This is a genomic window from Hominimerdicola alba (assembly GCF_900112155.1).
Taxonomy (GTDB): domain Bacteria; phylum Bacillota; class Clostridia; order Oscillospirales; family Ruminococcaceae; genus Hominimerdicola; species Hominimerdicola alba_D.
The window spans coordinates 57,568-72,913 of record NZ_FOKQ01000004.1; the positions used below are offsets into that span (position 1 = coordinate 57,568).

The following is a 15,346-nucleotide window of genomic DNA, read 5'->3' on the forward strand; positions in this document are numbered from 1 at the left end:
GAGAGCGCCGCTTTTCCTGAAAATATATCTAGGAGGTCACGTGCTTGGCATTTGTTATCAGGGCTATGAAATCCCTTTTGGAGATGGGCTTTGAATAGAGGTAGCCCTGAGCATAATCCACACCCAGGTCACGGAGCATTTGCAGCTGATGCTCGGTCTCAACGCCTTCAACCAGTATCTTGCGGCGCATCTGCCTTATCATGCGCACGCTGCTGTCAAGGACTATCTGACCCATCTGCCCCTTTTCAGCGCTCCAGAGTATGCTTTTGTCGATCTTGATTATATCGAAATCGAGCCTGAATATTGACTGCATATTTGAATAGCCTGTGCCGTAGTCATCCATCGAAAAGCGGAAACCCTGCCTTTTCAGGATACGAACTACCCTGCTGAGTGCGCTGTAATCGCTGGCGGCTATGGATTCGGTTATCTCGAAGTTTATCATGGTCTTGTCGATGCCGAAGCTTTCGGCAACTTCTATGACGTGTTCGGCAAAGTCAGGCTGCATACACTGCAGCACCGAAAGGTTGACGTTTATGGATTCCATGAGGTTCAAGGCGGGGATACCGCTTTTTATGAACTCGCAGACCTCGCGGAAAACGTAGTCGTCAACATCGTCGATAAGACCTATCTGCTCGGCGATGGGTATGAATTCATCGGGGAAAAGGTTGCCCAATTCGGGGTCGTGGAGACGTATCAGCGCTTCGGCACCGTGTAGGGTGTTATCGGAAACGCGGTAGGTGGGCTGGTAGAAGACCTCGAAATTATGCTGTTCAAGGCCGCGCGAAATGGCACTTTCCACTGCGGCACGGCGGAGCAGGTAGTCAAGGTCGGAGCCTTTAAGGATATTTTTCTCCAGTTTTTGGGGCACAGGGCTATCCGCCATATAAAGCGCATCGCTGACACTGCGTATCCTTCCGGGAACGTCAGCTGCCATGACAAGTACTTTCAGCGGTATCTCGTTATCACCTATCTTCCAGGGCTTTTCAAATCTTTCGGAGATGGTCTCGGAAAGCCATGTGACCTTATCTTCATCGGTACCCATGACGGTTATCATAAAGGTACCGGGATTTGTGCTGTAGATATAGTATCTGGGCACGAGAGTACGGAGATACTCAGCCACCAGCTTTGAAAGGGCTTCGGTATTATCCGTACCTGTGGCACGCTTGATCATATCGGTATTGGTGATCTTCACGCACACAAGGGAAAGGCTTCTGCCGCTGACGATATAGGTATGCATATCGGATTTTATGGCACGGCGGTTGTATACGCCCATGCCTGCGTCGATGCGGTCGTCCTCTATCTCGATGGCTATCATAACGCCCAGAAGACCTATGGCTTCGGAGATGAGCTCGGTGCGTATCTCGTAGTTTATCAGCTGTACCACTATACCAAGTATCGCCACGGTGAAGAAATATATCAGCGCAGTGCGGCGCTTGCGGTTAAGGGCTTTCCATGAAAAAAGCAGCATGAATATCGCCATAGCTATGTACAGTCCGCTGAGGACGTAAATCACCATAAGCCCCCAGCTGCGGTGGTAGACCATATTTCGGTCATAGTAATACATCCACTTTGTAGCGGGGTTCAGGAGAACTATGGCTTCTATGAAAAATGCAGGTATCGTCACCAGCATATAGCGTTTTCGTTTGCCACTAAGATTCGCGCCGCAGACGTAAAGCACGTAGAACAGGAATATCGACGGCACTATGGAGTGTAGCAGGAAGTAGGAAAAATGCCCGAACCTCACTGCCATAGCGGCAACAGGCGACACAGCCGCCCGAATAGTATTGCAGGCTGCAAGTATCTCAGACATACAGTTTAGGTCGAGTATCACGAGCATAGCGAGATACAATTTATTCTGCTGTTTATCGGTACGTCGGTTCAGCAGTGTAAAAAGTATGCCAGTTGTGCTTATCAGCATCGATGCGGCATACATCACTATCTTAGATAAAGTTATCGATGACATTTTCTCCCTCCTTTACGGCAGGATAAAGATTCGCAATTTATTTATAATTATATCATATTCTCTTTTAAAATTCAAGAAGAAAAGTACATCATTGTGAATTTTATACTAATGGCTATGTAAAAATTTAACAAACCGAGGGGCGGATGCCAAGGGAGAGAGCTTTTCGCGGCAGAAAACCTGCGCTCCAACCAAACTAAGCCGCGAATAGAGCTTTTGCTCAAGCTTTTCGCGAAAAGCTTGCGGAGAGCTCGAGAGGCAGAGCCTCTCGGTCAAGGCACCAAAGCGACGCGGCAACAACGCAGTAAATAGCACACCAAACTTCCGACCAAATAAGGCGCGGCAATATCAAAAATCCGAGCGTATGCGACCGTATGCCACCGCACAAACTATCCGCGTGAAAATATTGCCGCGCCCGAAATCGGACAGCGAAGCGAATCCGATTTCTCGACCCGAGGAACGAGGGGCGAAAACTCACAAACTAGCGCACACAGCAAATGTCCGAATGCACAAACAGAGTCCTGATTTTTGGACTGATAGCATTATCGGACAGGTATTCGTTTTTGAATGCAACAAAGTGCAGTTCGCTTATCCGAAGTACTGCGGTAGCCAAGGTCGCCCCTTGCGGGGCGAGCTGTCAAAGACGCTTCGCTGTTTAACAGCGGGCGCGGCAATAATTCTCCGCACATAGTTTGAGCGTATACTGTTTGTATTGTCCACGCTCGATTTTTTGTTATTGCCGCGCCTTTTTGGGGCGGGTAGTTTGCTTTGCTCTTATTGTTCGCTGTGCATTTTGGCTTTGCGCCTTGATGCGAGGGCTCTGCCCTCGCGCTCCCGCAAGCCTTTCGCGAAAGGCTTGAGCCAAAGCTCTATTCGCGGCATAGTTTGTTTGGTGCACTGGTTTTCTGCCGCGGGATTTCGCTCTCTATAAAAAGCGAGACACCATCGCAAACCGATGGTGCCCCCCAAAAAAGTATATAACCACGAAACTTCGTTTATTTCAGTAACTTGTCCCAGACACCCAGTGAACCCAGCAGCAGAACAAACAGCAGTACAGGCTCGATGAACTTCACCATAACGATGTACATACCCTTTCTGCCGAAACGCTCGCCGTTCTTGGTTGCCTCGTCAATGATGGTCTTGGGCTTGACTATCCAGCCGATAAGTACGCAGGTGCTGATTGCAACTACAGGCATCAGGATATTATTGGAGATATAGTCAAATATATCCAGTATCTGACCAACGCTGCCGTTAGGCAATGTCAGATCGAAGTAGAACACATTGTAGCCCAGACAGATGATAACGCCAAGCACCAGCGCAGCAACTGTCTCGATGATAACTGCCTTTTTACGTGACCAGCCAAACTTGTCCATAAAGCCAGAAACAACAGCTTCCAGTATGGATATGGAGCTTGTCAGCGCTGCAAACAGTACCATTATAAAGAATGCAGCACCTATCCATGTGCCCGCAGGACCCATAGCCTCGAATACCTTGGGCAGTGCAATAAACATAAGTCCGGGACCAGCTGTCATGCCATCTGAGCCGAGGAATGCGTATACCGCAGGGATTATCATAACGCCCGCAAGGAAAGCTACCAGTGTGTCGAATATCTCAATGCGGTTTACCGACTTCATCAGGTTCTCATCGTCCTTGAAGTAGGAACCGTATGTTACCATGATACCCATAGCCACGCTTATGGAGTAGAACAGCTGTCCCATAGCGTCAAGCACAACGTGGAATAGTTCTTTTGCGCCCATGCCGTCAATGTTGGGCACAACGAATATCTTGAAGCCCTCCATGCCTGTCCTGCCGTCATCACCTTTAAGGGTCAGAGAGAATATTGATTATACCGATGATAGCCAGCAGCAGCAAAGGCATCAGCACCTTGGATATAGCCTCGATGCCCTTGTTTACGCCCAGTGCGATCACAACAGCTGTCGCTGCAAGGAATATAACATCAAATACTATTGGTGAAACAGTCGAGGTTATGAACCCGCCGAAATAATCATCACCCGCAGCAGCAGCGCCGTTGCCCGTAGCGAATACGGTGAAGTATTTCAGCACCCAGCCGCCTATGATACAGTAGTAAGGAAGTATCATGAAAGGCACTATCTCCGCGATAACGCCTATCCATTTTGACTTGCTGTGCAGTACACCGTAAGCTGTAAGACAGCCCTGCTTGGTCTTTCTGCCCATTGCAACTTCGCTGACCAGCAGTGTGAAGCCGAATGTCAGGGCGAGTACCAGGTATATCACCAGGAATATACCGCCGCCGTTTTTAGCCGCAAGATATGGGAATCGCCAGATGTTTCCAAGTCCCACCGCCGAACCTGCCGCCGCAAGTACGAATCCCAGGGAGCTTGAAAATGAATTACGCTTTGTTCCGCTTGATTTTTCCATTTTCTAACACTTCCGTTTCCTTGATATCTCTCATGCCACCTATCCGATCAGGCATGAAAATATCAAAAATTTAAATAAGATTTACCTTTTGACATTATAGCATATTTCCGATTTTATTGCAACCCAATAAATGAATTACGGTCAGTTTTTTTATGAACTTTCAATCGGTAAAATTTAGTATATTATCATGACACCGTATAATCACGTTAGCATGGTCAATAATAAAAACAGTGAACGGCAGAGAAACACCGTTTAACAATAGTATACCATAAAAGAAAGGAAAGATAACAATGAAGAGATATCTTGCAGTGACTATCTGTGCGCTGTCGGCGGCGGCAGCCATAACAGCCTGCTCGGCAGGTGAGCGCAGCGATTCGGAGTATAAGGCAGGCAAATATGAGGAAAGCAGTACTGTGACCACAACACGTCCTGCTGTTACTTCAAAGTCCGATACTTCAAGCAAAGCCGAAACTTCCTCACGCCGTGACGAAAGCTCATCAAAAAAGGAGGAGCTCTCATCACACCGTGACAATGACATTTCCCGCGATGATTCGGGCGACGTAATGAGCCGTATAGGCGAGGGCATAGATGATATCCTCGAAGGCGGCAACGATGTCATAGATGACACCATCGACACAGGCAGAGATGTGGCAGACGATATACTCAGATAATCACAAGGCGGGTCAGCACCCGCCTTGATTTTTTTCTCAGATCAAGAGCGTCCATACATAGTATAACCGACAAATTCTTTCCCAATCTCTTTACATTCAAGAAATAATTTGTTATAATATATAACGGACTTGTTCATTACCCCGCCCATACAAAGATACGGTGAAAAAGCATCGAAGATGAAGACTGAACTTTTCTGAAAAGGAAACAAAACGGAAGGAGAAAACTATGCAGAAAACAATACTTATAATAGAAGACGATTCAGAGATAAATGATATGCTCCGCATACTGCTTAGGCAGAACGGTTACAGCACCATAAGCGCCTATTCGGGCACTGAGGGGCTTCTCGCCCACAGCAAGGACGTTAGCCTTATACTCTTGGACCTCATGCTGCCGGGGCGCAGCGGTGATGAAGTTATCAGGGAACTGAAAGAAAAGCACAATGTCCCTGTTATAATCACAAGCGCCATACACGATGTTGAGAAAAAAGTGGATCTTTTTTCTCTGGGGGCTGATGACTATATTACAAAGCCTTTCAATAATGATGAGCTGCTTGCACGTATCGGTGCAAGGCTGAGGGCGAATTCGGGGGCTGCATCGGGGGAGATGATAGTCTACAAAGATATCGAGCTAAATGCCACAGATTTTACTGTGACGGTGGCAGGCAAGCCCGTTGAACTGCCCCGCTACGAATTCGCACTGCTGAAACTATTCATGGAGAACCAGAACCGCACCTGCACCAAAAGCCTTATCTACGATACCGTCTGGGATTATGAAAATTCTGCCGACGACAATACCCTGAACGTACATATGAGCAAGCTCCGCAAAAAGCTGAAAGAATGCAGCGACGAGGAATACATAGAAACCGTCTGGGGCATAGGCTACCGCATGAAGAAATGATCGGTTAAGGATTTTTTAAGGGTTGAATTAAGTGTTTATTAAGACCTTGCTGTTATAATAAAAACAACAAAAGAACGGAGGTCAAGAAAATGCGAGAGATCGTGATCCAGACAAAGCAGCTTACAAAAAGCTACGGAAGATCTACCGCCCTGGACCATGCCGATATGACTGTATACAAAGGAGATATCTACGGTCTTATCGGCAGAAACGGCGCGGGCAAGACAACAATGATGAAACTGGTTTCGGGACTTACCGAACCCACAAACGGCGAGTATTCCATTTTCGGAAAAACAGGTCTGGCGGCGGCAAACGAAAAGCGCCGCATAGGATGTCTTATTGAAAGCCCTGCCTTTTTCGGGAATATGACAGCTTACCAGAACCTGCGCTACTACTGCTATCAGAAAGGCATAGCCGACCGCAGGCAGATAGACGAGGTACTTGAACTTGTAAAGCTGAGTGATGCCAGAAATAAAAAATTCAAGACATTTTCACTGGGTATGAAGCAGAGGCTTGGCATAGCCTTTGCGGTACTGGATAATCCCGATATAGTTATACTCGATGAACCTATCAACGGTCTTGACCCCATAGGCATAAGCGAACTGCGTGAGACTTTCCGCAGGCTTTCACACGAAAGGGGCATGACGCTGATAATCTCCAGCCATATCCTTTCTGAACTTTATGCAGTGGCTAACAGGTTCATGTTCATCGAAAACGGAAAGGTACTGAAAGAGGTATCAAAATCCGAGCTTGACCTAGAATGCAGCCGATGCATAGCACTTGGTACAGACGATACAGCAAAAGCATCGAATGTACTTGAAAGACAGCTGGGCATAACCGATTACAAGGTGATAGACAGCCACGAGATAAGGATATACGACGAGAACGCCAAGCCCAACATCGTCAACAGGACACTGGTGCAGAACGATGTTGATGTAATGAAGATACACGAATCAGGCGTTTCGCTGGAGGATTATTTCAAGCAGCTGGTTGGGGAGGTGAAGTCATGATAAATCTTATGAAAGCGGATCTTTACCGCATAGTCAAAACAAAGGGCTTCATAATATTCTGGCTGGTGTCTTTTCTGGTATCCATGCTTTCCATAGCCAACCACGAACCGGGAGGCATACTGCTGGGGGGAGATTTCGACCTGAATGCAGACCGCAAGCTGGATATCTTACAGACTGCCATGAACCTTGTGTACTACTTTCTGCTGATAATGCCTGTTTTCGGCATAATCACTGCGGAATTTTCGGAGCACACCATCAAGAACACCATAACCTCAGCCATCAGCAAAGGGAAATTCTATTTTGCAAAGACCCTGTTTGCCCTTGTTTATTCACTGGGCTGCTTCCTCGGAGCGAACTATCTGTTCTATTTCGTGAACCGCGCTGTAAACGGCAGCAAGTACAGTTCGCCCTTAGGTGAGTATTCAAAGATACTTTTCGGACAGTTTCCTGTATTTGTGGCGATAGTATCGGCATTCGTTTTCTTTGCTTTCTTTTTCAAGAAGGGTGCGGCTTTCAACTCCATCGTGATAATCACACCGCTGGTGTATTCATTTATCATATCCATACTCTGCGAGATAGACGGCGCACAAAAGGTTTGCCAAAAGCTGATAAAATTCGAGGTAAGCACCATGATAGCCAACCTTGCTTTAGGCTGTTCAAAAAGCTACCGAACCGACTGCTACATAATATCAGCTGTAGTTACCGTGATATCCTGCGTACTGGGATATCTGATATGGAAAAAAAGAGAAGTCTGAAAAAAGTAAACTGACAGTTTACTGAACGCCGCGGCGAAAAACTCAGCTGCGGCGTTTGGTGCTGGATATAATATTTTTAGAATTGGGGGTGCCGTCATGACAGCGGCAGTTATAATATTATCGGTGATCCTTGCTGTCGTGACGGCGCTTTTTATGCTTGAAAAGAAAGAGCTGGCAAACATAGCGAGACAGCTGGCAGAGCTGAGAAGTCAGGATACAAACCGCCTTATCAACGGCGAAAACGGCATGGCGGATAAGCTTATCGTGGAGATAAATTCCATGCTGAAAGAGATACGCGAGACCAAGGCTGACTACAAAAAGAAAAACCACGCTCTTGAACAGATGATAACCAATGTGTCCCACGACCTGCGCACACCTTTGACCTCGGCGATGGGCTATATCGACCTGATACAGCACTCCGATCTTTCCGAGGAAGAAAAGAGCAGAGAACTTGCCATAATCGAGAACCGCCTTATCAGGCTTCAGGAGCTGATAAACTCATTCTTCGAGCTGTGGAAGATAATCTCCCGCGGCAAGAGCCCCGACAGGTCAAACGTTGATATCGTGGCTGTTCTTGAAGAAGCTATCGTGCACTACTACGATGATTACTGCGGCAGGGACAGGCAGATAGTATTCAACTGCAACCAGCGCAAGCGCATGATATCCTCAAACAGGAATATGCTGCTGAGGATATTCGATAATCTTATAGGCAACGCCCTGAAACACGGCACAGGCGACCTTACCATAACAGTGATCGAGGGGGACGATATGCGCATAACCTTTGAGAACGACATTATCTCACAGGATATCGACACCGAGCATATCTTCGATGAATTCTACACAACTGATATCTCTCGAACCAAGGGGAATACGGGACTGGGTCTGGCAATAGCAAAGCAGTTCACCGAGATGCTGGACGGGACAATCTCTGCTACGCTTTCAGACGGGAAGTTTATACTGACTATCACTATGCAGTGAGGGGTATTCTGGGTAGCCATAAAATGAGGTGATATAATGAATGTACCGGATAATATTGACGTACAGACAGGCTATTATAAAAAGGAAGCTTTTGAAGAGTTTGCCGACATGGCGGAACGAGAAAGCAAATTTCTCGGCGTACCGATAGGCGTACTGTTTACCGATATAAATGATCTGAAAAAATATCACGACTATCACGGCCATCTGATGAGCGATGTTCAGGTCAGGAAAGTGGCTTTGATAATTCAGGAAGCCACAGAATGCAGAGGAGAGTACTACCGTTTCGGCAGCGATGAATTTGTTGTAGTGTTCCGGTGCTTTAGAAAAGAAGAGTTTGACAGATACATGAAGAGCATAGCCGAAGCCAAAGAAAGGCTGGAAAGATCAGACGTTATCAGTTTTGCGGCGGGAGAATGCTTTGCTGAGTCCGCCAAGGATATACGCTTGGCGCTGAAGACCGCATATGAAAGGATGCGTGCTGATAAGGAAAGGTATCATGCGGGGCATTAGTGAAGATGGGGTGTCGCGGCAGAAAACCTGCGCACTAAACAAACTATGCCGCGAATAGAGCTTTGGCTCAAGCCTTTCGCGAAAGGCTTGCGGGAGTTTGAGGGCAGAGCCCTCAATCACCAAGGCACAAAACTAAAATGCTCAGCGAACTAGAAGAGCATAGCAAACTACCGACCAAATAAGGCGCGGCAATAATCAAAAAAATGAGCGTGGACAATACAAACGTCCACGCTCAAACTATTTGCGGAAATTATTGCCGCGCCTGAAATCAACGGCGTTAGCTCGTTGATTTCTCGACCCGAGGAACGAGGGGCGAAAGCTCGCAAACTAGCGCACACAGCAAATGTCCGACTATACTAACAAAGTCCTGATTTTTGGACTAATAGCACTTTCGGACAGGTATTCGTTTTTGAACACAACAGAGTGTGGCACTCTTATCCATACGTACTGCGGTAGACAATGTCGCCCCTTGCGGGTCGAGTCATCGGAAACGCTTCGCTGTCCGATGACGGCGTAGCAATAATACACGCGGATAGTTTGAGCGTGGACGGTTGTATTGTCCACGCTCGGATTTTTGTAGCGGTGACTGCGTCGACCGCGTGCCGCGCCTTTTTTGACATGAGCGGGAGTTTGCTGTTCTCTTATAGCTTGCTATATATTACGGCTTTGCGCCTTGAGTTGAGGGCTCTGCCCTCAACTCCCGCAAGCCTGCTAGCGCGAGGCTTGACCGCACGCTTTGTTTCGCGGCTTAGTTTGTTTTGTTCGCAAGTTTCCTGCCGCGAAAATTCGCTCGTTGTGCAATTGCACAAAACCAATACGCTACAATTATTTAGAATGTGGAATTTTGCACGATTGCTTGTTTGCTCTTGACGATGGTGAGTATTTGTGGTATTATAAATATAACAATATTAACCTATGGAGGTTACACACTATGTTCTTTGACGATTACCCTATCGTAGGCACAGAGACACGTTTGCCTATCTACATAATAACCATCGGTCAGAATGAATATCAGTCCCACGTTAGCAGACCCGAGGGCTTTCGCTACCCTCAGATAATCTACTGCACTAAGGGCAGCGGTATGCTCAATGTGAACGGCGCCAGCTACCGTATATCCCCGAATATGGGCTTTTTCCTGCCTGCTGATGTTCCTCACGAATACTACACCACAGGCGACCTCTGGGATACCCGCTGGATAACCGCAGGGGGTTACGGCTACGACCGTATGCTGAAAGAATTCGGCATGACTGAGCCCCGGGTTTTCAGGCTCAGCGATATAAATGTTCTGGAAGAGGGCTTTATGAAGATGCATGATGCTCTCCGCAGTGATACAATATTTGGAAATTATCGGGCATCGGGACTGCTTTACAATTTCCTGATAGATTTTTACAGAGTAGTATCAGGCGAATACGAGGGCAGCGAGCCTTCGGGACCGCTGGTAAAGGCTATCGAGTACATAAACCGCAATTATCCCGAGAAGATAACACTGGAACAGCTGTGTGATGTATCGGGGGTCAGCAAGCAGCATCTTTGCAGGCTTTTCAGGAAATCACTTGACTGCCGACCTACGGAATACGTGGCTAAGCGCCGTATACGCGAAGCTAAGCAGCTTCTGGCGAACACAGAGAAGCCTATCGAACAGATAGCTGTGGAGACCGGTTTCTGCACCCCCGGATACCTGTGCGAGCTTTTCAAGAGGTATGAGGAGATAACTCCCGGAGAGTACCGCAAGGAATTTACCAGGGATTAACGGCGGCTATGAAAGTATCTTTTGACCTTGATGATACGCTTTTCGTATCAGAGAAGAATTTTAAAGTTGAACCCGCGCTGAGATTTCCGCTGAACCTTATTTACAAGGAACGGCTTCGGGCAGGGACCATAGAACTTATGAAATATATCCGCAGTGCGGGTATCGAGCTTTGGATATACACCACGTCATTTCGGTCGGAGAGGTATATCCGCGGTATGTTCCGCAGTTACGGGATACAGCTTGATGAAGTGGTGAACGGTCAGCGCCACGCTGACGAGGTACAGAAGGGACATTCTGAGGGTATGCCCTCGAAATATCCCAGCAAGTACCGCATTGATCTGCATATCGACGATGATATCTCGGTGGCGCAGAACGGTCGTACTTACGGTTTCAAGGTGTTCACCGTGGGTGCGCAGGACGATGATTGGGCGAACAAGATAATAGCTGAGATAGAGAAGATAAGGGCGAGGAAGAATGCGGAAAAGCGGTAAGTTCGCTTTTCGTGGAAATTCGAGAGAAAAAAATAACGGCGGAGGACTTTATGTTCTCCGCCGATTTTTTGTTATCAGAATTTTCCGCTTCGTCCGCTGAAGGAGTGTCCGCCTGACGAACCGTGTGAAACGTGTCCGTGGCTGCCGCCGCTGCTTCCGCTGCTGCTCTCGATGCGCGTTTTTGTAACGTTTTTGTACAGGAAGTTATCGCGCTGAACAGTCAGCTTGAAACTGTTCTTGCGGATATAGTCATCTGCGCCGTGCTGCATGGATACGCTGGTAAGCTGGGCTTTTATAGACTCAGAAACGATGAGACCAATTACAGCACCGCCTATCAGAGCGCCTAATATCCAGCCCGGATGGAGCTTGCCCTTTGCTCTGTGAGTTGCGCTGTAAGGCGTGCCTTTCTCCCATTCCTTGATAAAATCTTCGCTGATATCGGCGTATTTATCGAAGGCATCGTAGTAATCTCCGTCATGGAGATCACCGTACATCTGGTCAACAAGGAAGCCTGTGCCGTAATCGTTGAATATCTCTTCGCCTTTACCTGTGCACTGAATGGAATAATCTCTCGTATCCATGGCGAGCATGAACACGAATCCGTCCTTTCCATCACCCATGCCGAAGCCGTTGTATGCAAAATAATCCCGTGCAAACTTATCGGGGGCTCTTCCGCCAAGGGAGTTGACGGTCACGAGGACTACATCGATGTTATGCTCTTCGCTTATACTATCAAGCCTTGAAAGAAGCTTATCTTCTGCGAAACCCGGGAGGATATCAGCATCATCCACCACGCGGGGCTTTAATCTTTCGGGGGCATACAAGTTTTGTGATGCGTATTCTTCGGGGATCAGAGCTAAGGCAGGTATTGCGCTTATTATCATTACTGCTGCTGCCGCAAGGACTGCAAATATCTTTTTCATGATGCGCACCCCCTATCTGAAGAACAAATAGCCTACGCCGAATATGGCTATGGCTGCGATTATCGATGTTATCCAGAATGTGCGCCAGAATGCCTTGGGATCGCAGGGCAGGTTTCCTACGAATTTGCCTGTCTGACCATTCATGCCGAAGAGGAATGTCTTACCCTCCCAGCTGGTGGTAAGCACCCATACAGGGTAGAGCGCGTACTTTGCCTTTGCCTGTTTAAGGGGCGGAGGTTATCGCCCTCTTTGGTTACGCTGGAATAGCCCGATACGGTCTTTCTGAATGCGTCGTCAACGCTTTCCTTGGCGCGTACTGTGGCACGTTCTGTTGAATCATCAGCGCTGACATCGTACTTATCTGCCAGATAGCCTGCCAGATAGGCGGTCTGGAAAGGTACTGCGTCCTTGAAATCGAAAGGACCTACGGATTCCATAAGGTCATCGGGCATTTTGGTAGAACCGTCAACGGGGATATTATCAAAAGACATGGTACCCTCGCGGTATACTGAATAGTAGCTGGTCTCGGTGATGCGGTAGTTTCCCGAGGTATGGGAATGTGTACGGCTGCATTTATAACGCACGCCGCCGTCAGCATCGGCATCAAAAAGCCAGCATGGGACGTATAAGCCCTTTACCTCGTCCAGATGGTTCTGGTCCTTGAAGACCTTGGGCAGGAACTTTTTGCCCACAAGGTGCTTTTTAAAACCTTCCACTGCGGCATTCTTATCCAGCTTGAAGGGTATGACATAATCGGGTTTAAGGGTGCCGCGGAACTGACCTGTCATGACAACGGGGTTATCGCAGTAGGGGCACTTTGTAGCGCCCAGGGTCTCGTCGCCGATTATCTCGCCGCCGCAGGACTGGCAGGTATAGACACGCATATTATCGGTCTCGCCCTCCTGCCACTGGTTAGCTTCCGGATTCCAGTCTAACTCGTCGTTGCCGTCTGTGCTGAGGTCTTCGTCGTATGCCAGCAGGGTATCCATTTCGAACTCGGTCTCGCAGTAGGGGCATTTCATCTTCTGCACCTGAGAGTTGAACTCGATGGCGCCTGCACAGCACGGGCATTTATATTCTTGTACTGCCATGTGTGTTTCTCCTAATCAATATTTTAAAAGCAAAAGGCATTGACCGCCTTTGCTATACAAAACGATTGCAGAGATGCCTGCACCTCTGCAATCGTGTATTATTCGGTTAAAATGCGCTTATCAGTTGGTAGCGTCGTTATCATCGAATACGTCGCCGCACTCGGGGCAGAACTTGGGCGGATTGGAAGGATCCGCGGGAGTCCAGCCGCACTTGTCGCACTTATATACCTTAGCACCTGCGGGCTTGGGAGAACCGCAGTTCTGGCAGAATTTGCCCTGATTTACTGTGCCGCATGAGCAGGTCCAACCATCAGCTGCTGCGGGTGCGGGCTTGGGAGAGCCACAGTTCTGGCAGAATTTGCTTGTATTTGTTGTACCGCATGAGCAAGTCCAGCTATCGCCTGCGGGAGCTGCTGCCTGAGCCTGCTGCTGACCCATAGCGAAGAGCTGCTGAGCGTTCATGCCGCCTGCCTGCTGAGCCATATTAACGCCCATAAATCCGGTCATAGCGCCTGCTGCATTGCTGCCAGCCGCACGCATAGCGTCGCCCTGAGCTGCAACAAGTCCGCCTGCTGCCATGGTGGGATCAGCATACATACTCATACGTCTGCCTTCCATGAAGAGCTTCTGGCTTTCCTGCTGAGCCTGCTTGATCATTTCCTGATCTTCCTTGGGCAGGTTGAGAGCCTTGATGGCAACTTCAACAACTTCGATACCCATATTCTTGCCCCATGTATCAGCAAGTGCAGTATTTACTGCGTTCTTCAGCTCGGTCTTCTTGCCGGGGATCTGGTTGGGTCTGATCTCCATATCCGAAAGGGTGGAGAATGCGGGAGTCAGCGCATCGATGAATTCAGCCTTCATTCTGGGTGCGATGGTCTCTCTCTTATATTCAACAGCCTGATTGCCGCAGATATTTGTGTAGAACAGCAGCGGGTCAACGATCTGGAATGTGTACATACCGCTGCACTTGATGGAAACGTCCACATCAAGGCCGATCTTGGAGTCAACAACTCTGAAAGGTACTACCTCGGGGGTGCCGAAGAGGTTGTTGGAGATCTGCTTGGTGTTGAAATAGTATACTCTCTGGTCTTTTCCGGGATCTCCGCCGTAGCCTATACGCTGACCGATCTGCTTGAAAGTCTCCTTGATCTTGGTACCCAGCTTGCCGTCAGCAAACAGCGAAGGTGTACCCAGTTCAAAGGTATATCTGCCGGGGCGGTTGCAGACTTCTATTATAGCACCGTCTTCAACGATGATCATTGTCTGTCCGTCAGCAACTGCTACACCTGAACCTGCGCTGATGATATTATCATTGCCCTTGGTGTTCTGACCTCTGCCTGTAACTACCTTCTGTCCCTTTACCATCAGCACTTCATCGGGGAGTGCCTCGCAGTAAAAATATTCCTTCCACTGATCTGCCATTGTACCGGCTGCTGCGCCGATGGCTGCCATAATAAGTCCCATAGTTAGACCCTCCTTAAAAAATTGAAAAATAAATTCTATATGATACCAGTTGTCACGGTATATTTATCTGTGTGTATTTATAGTCTTATAGCCCTTCTGCGAATATGGGTTCTTGTTGACTTTCGGTCTTTTCGGGGCATCGGGCTGTCTGCCTACCCAGTGCAGGAACAGTGTCATCACAAATATGATGAACAGCCAGCCACACAGAGCCACCCTGAAATACCATATCGGGAGCCCTACAGTATAATGCAGTACCAGCAGTACCGCACTTACTACTCCGCCCCAGTGGTTCATCAGAAGATTGAACAGAAACGATCTCAAAAAGCGCAACGCTACTTTCACGGTCATCCCTCCGTTCACAAAATATACATCAACAGTTGAAAAGCTACACAACTTTCTACAATATTATAACATATTTTTTTACTGATTGCAATACCTTCATCTG

At 48.0% G+C, this 15,346-nt stretch carries 14 protein-coding genes and 1 pseudogene; 8 read left to right on the forward strand and 7 right to left on the reverse strand.

Translation table 11 applies throughout. The features are described 5' to 3' along the window. Window positions 1-28 precede the first annotated feature (28 nt). The 3 genes from BM265_RS03465 to BM265_RS20975 form a co-directional block, all read right to left on the reverse strand. Complete coding sequence (locus tag BM265_RS03465) at window positions 29-1,963, reverse strand: EAL domain-containing protein (protein ID WP_074960072.1); 1,935 nt, start codon at window positions 1,961-1,963, stop codon at window positions 29-31. Window positions 1,964-2,955: 992 nt separating this feature from the next. Further along, complete coding sequence (locus BM265_RS20970) at window positions 2,956-3,759, reverse strand: sodium-dependent transporter (RefSeq protein ID WP_347500714.1); 804 nt, start codon at window positions 3,757-3,759, stop codon at window positions 2,956-2,958. Window positions 3,760-3,781: 22 nt separating this feature from the next. Further along, the gene (locus BM265_RS20975; RefSeq protein ID WP_347500715.1) at window positions 3,782-4,360 is read right to left on the reverse strand and encodes a sodium-dependent transporter; all 579 of its coding nucleotides are present in this window, start codon (window positions 4,358-4,360) and stop codon (window positions 3,782-3,784) included. Between the two features lie 290 nt (window positions 4,361-4,650). Here BM265_RS20975 and BM265_RS03475 point away from each other — a divergent pair, with 290 nt between their 5' ends. The 8 genes from BM265_RS03475 to BM265_RS03510 all read left to right on the forward strand — a co-directional run bounded on the left by BM265_RS03475 (window position 4,651) and on the right by BM265_RS03510 (window position 11,420). Beyond that, a complete protein-coding gene (locus BM265_RS03475) occupies window positions 4,651-5,031 on the forward strand; it encodes a hypothetical protein (RefSeq protein WP_074960073.1) in 381 nt (126 codons plus the stop codon). Between the two features lie 226 nt (window positions 5,032-5,257). Next, complete coding sequence (locus BM265_RS03480) at window positions 5,258-5,929, forward strand: response regulator transcription factor (RefSeq protein ID WP_074960075.1); 672 nt, start codon at window positions 5,258-5,260, stop codon at window positions 5,927-5,929. Between the two features lie 89 nt (window positions 5,930-6,018). Beyond that, window positions 6,019-6,936 (forward strand): ATP-binding cassette domain-containing protein, encoded by a 918-nt coding sequence (locus tag BM265_RS03485; RefSeq protein WP_074960076.1) that lies wholly within the window; start codon window positions 6,019-6,021, stop codon window positions 6,934-6,936. Further along, window positions 6,933-7,691: a hypothetical protein gene (locus BM265_RS03490; protein ID WP_074960078.1), complete on the forward strand. Its 759-nt coding sequence runs from the start codon at window positions 6,933-6,935 to the stop codon at window positions 7,689-7,691. The genes BM265_RS03485 and BM265_RS03490 overlap by 4 nt, the downstream gene beginning before the upstream one ends. A 96-nt stretch (window positions 7,692-7,787) precedes the next feature. Beyond that, window positions 7,788-8,669: a sensor histidine kinase gene (locus BM265_RS03495; protein WP_074960080.1), complete on the forward strand. Its 882-nt coding sequence runs from the start codon at window positions 7,788-7,790 to the stop codon at window positions 8,667-8,669. 36 nt (window positions 8,670-8,705) lie between these two features. Then, on the forward strand, window positions 8,706-9,179 hold the full coding sequence (locus BM265_RS03500) for a GGDEF domain-containing protein (protein WP_074960082.1): 474 nt from the start codon (window positions 8,706-8,708) through the stop codon (window positions 9,177-9,179). A 931-nt stretch (window positions 9,180-10,110) separates the two neighbouring features. Continuing rightward, complete coding sequence (locus tag BM265_RS03505) at window positions 10,111-10,929, forward strand: AraC family transcriptional regulator (protein ID WP_074960084.1); 819 nt, start codon at window positions 10,111-10,113, stop codon at window positions 10,927-10,929. 8 nt (window positions 10,930-10,937) lie between these two features. Continuing rightward, a complete protein-coding gene (locus tag BM265_RS03510) occupies window positions 10,938-11,420 on the forward strand; it encodes a hypothetical protein (protein ID WP_074960086.1) in 483 nt (160 codons plus the stop codon). Window positions 11,421-11,494: 74 nt separating this feature from the next. Here BM265_RS03510 and BM265_RS03515 read toward each other — a convergent pair whose 3' ends face one another. The 4 genes and pseudogenes from BM265_RS03515 to BM265_RS03530 form a co-directional block, all read right to left on the reverse strand. After that, the gene (locus tag BM265_RS03515; RefSeq protein WP_074960087.1) at window positions 11,495-12,343 is read right to left on the reverse strand and encodes a TPM domain-containing protein; all 849 of its coding nucleotides are present in this window, start codon (window positions 12,341-12,343) and stop codon (window positions 11,495-11,497) included. Window positions 12,344-12,355: 12 nt separating this feature from the next. Further along, window positions 12,356-13,434 (reverse strand): annotated as a pseudogene (locus BM265_RS03520) (hypothetical protein). A gap of 120 nt (window positions 13,435-13,554) precedes the next feature. Then, window positions 13,555-14,901: an SPFH domain-containing protein gene (locus BM265_RS03525; RefSeq protein WP_074960089.1), complete on the reverse strand. Its 1,347-nt coding sequence runs from the start codon at window positions 14,899-14,901 to the stop codon at window positions 13,555-13,557. Window positions 14,902-14,964: 63 nt separating this feature from the next. Next, window positions 14,965-15,243 carry a hypothetical protein gene (locus BM265_RS03530; RefSeq protein ID WP_143098665.1) on the reverse strand — a complete coding sequence of 93 codons (279 nt, stop codon included), beginning with the start codon at window positions 15,241-15,243 and terminating at the stop codon, window positions 14,965-14,967. Window positions 15,244-15,346: the final 103 nt, after the last annotated feature.

What these genes read in the sequence shown, in the direction of transcription:
- BM265_RS03495 (WP_074960080.1), top strand. Translation starts at nt 7,788, where the DNA reads ATGACAGCGGCAGTTATAATATTATCGGTGATCCTTGCTGTCGTGACG.
- BM265_RS03475 (WP_074960073.1), top strand. Translation starts at nt 4,651, where the DNA reads ATGAAGAGATATCTTGCAGTGACTATCTGTGCGCTGTCGGCGGCGGCA.
- BM265_RS03480 (WP_074960075.1), top strand. Translation starts at nt 5,258, where the DNA reads ATGCAGAAAACAATACTTATAATAGAAGACGATTCAGAGATAAATGAT.
- BM265_RS03490 (WP_074960078.1), top strand. Translation starts at nt 6,933, where the DNA reads ATGATAAATCTTATGAAAGCGGATCTTTACCGCATAGTCAAAACAAAG.
- BM265_RS03505 (WP_074960084.1), top strand. Translation starts at nt 10,111, where the DNA reads ATGTTCTTTGACGATTACCCTATCGTAGGCACAGAGACACGTTTGCCT.
- BM265_RS03510 (WP_074960086.1), top strand. Translation starts at nt 10,938, where the DNA reads ATGAAAGTATCTTTTGACCTTGATGATACGCTTTTCGTATCAGAGAAG.
- BM265_RS03500 (WP_074960082.1), top strand. Translation starts at nt 8,706, where the DNA reads ATGAATGTACCGGATAATATTGACGTACAGACAGGCTATTATAAAAAG.
- BM265_RS03525 (WP_074960089.1), bottom strand. Translation starts at nt 14,901, where the DNA reads ATGGGACTTATTATGGCAGCCATCGGCGCAGCAGCCGGTACAATGGCA.
- BM265_RS03515 (WP_074960087.1), bottom strand. Translation starts at nt 12,343, where the DNA reads ATGAAAAAGATATTTGCAGTCCTTGCGGCAGCAGCAGTAATGATAATA.
- BM265_RS20975 (WP_347500715.1), bottom strand. Translation starts at nt 4,360, where the DNA reads ATGGAAAAATCAAGCGGAACAAAGCGTAATTCATTTTCAAGCTCCCTG.
- BM265_RS20970 (WP_347500714.1), bottom strand. Translation starts at nt 3,759, where the DNA reads ATGGAGGGCTTCAAGATATTCGTTGTGCCCAACATTGACGGCATGGGC.
- BM265_RS03465 (WP_074960072.1), bottom strand. Translation starts at nt 1,963, where the DNA reads ATGTCATCGATAACTTTATCTAAGATAGTGATGTATGCCGCATCGATG.
- BM265_RS03485 (WP_074960076.1), top strand. Translation starts at nt 6,019, where the DNA reads ATGCGAGAGATCGTGATCCAGACAAAGCAGCTTACAAAAAGCTACGGA.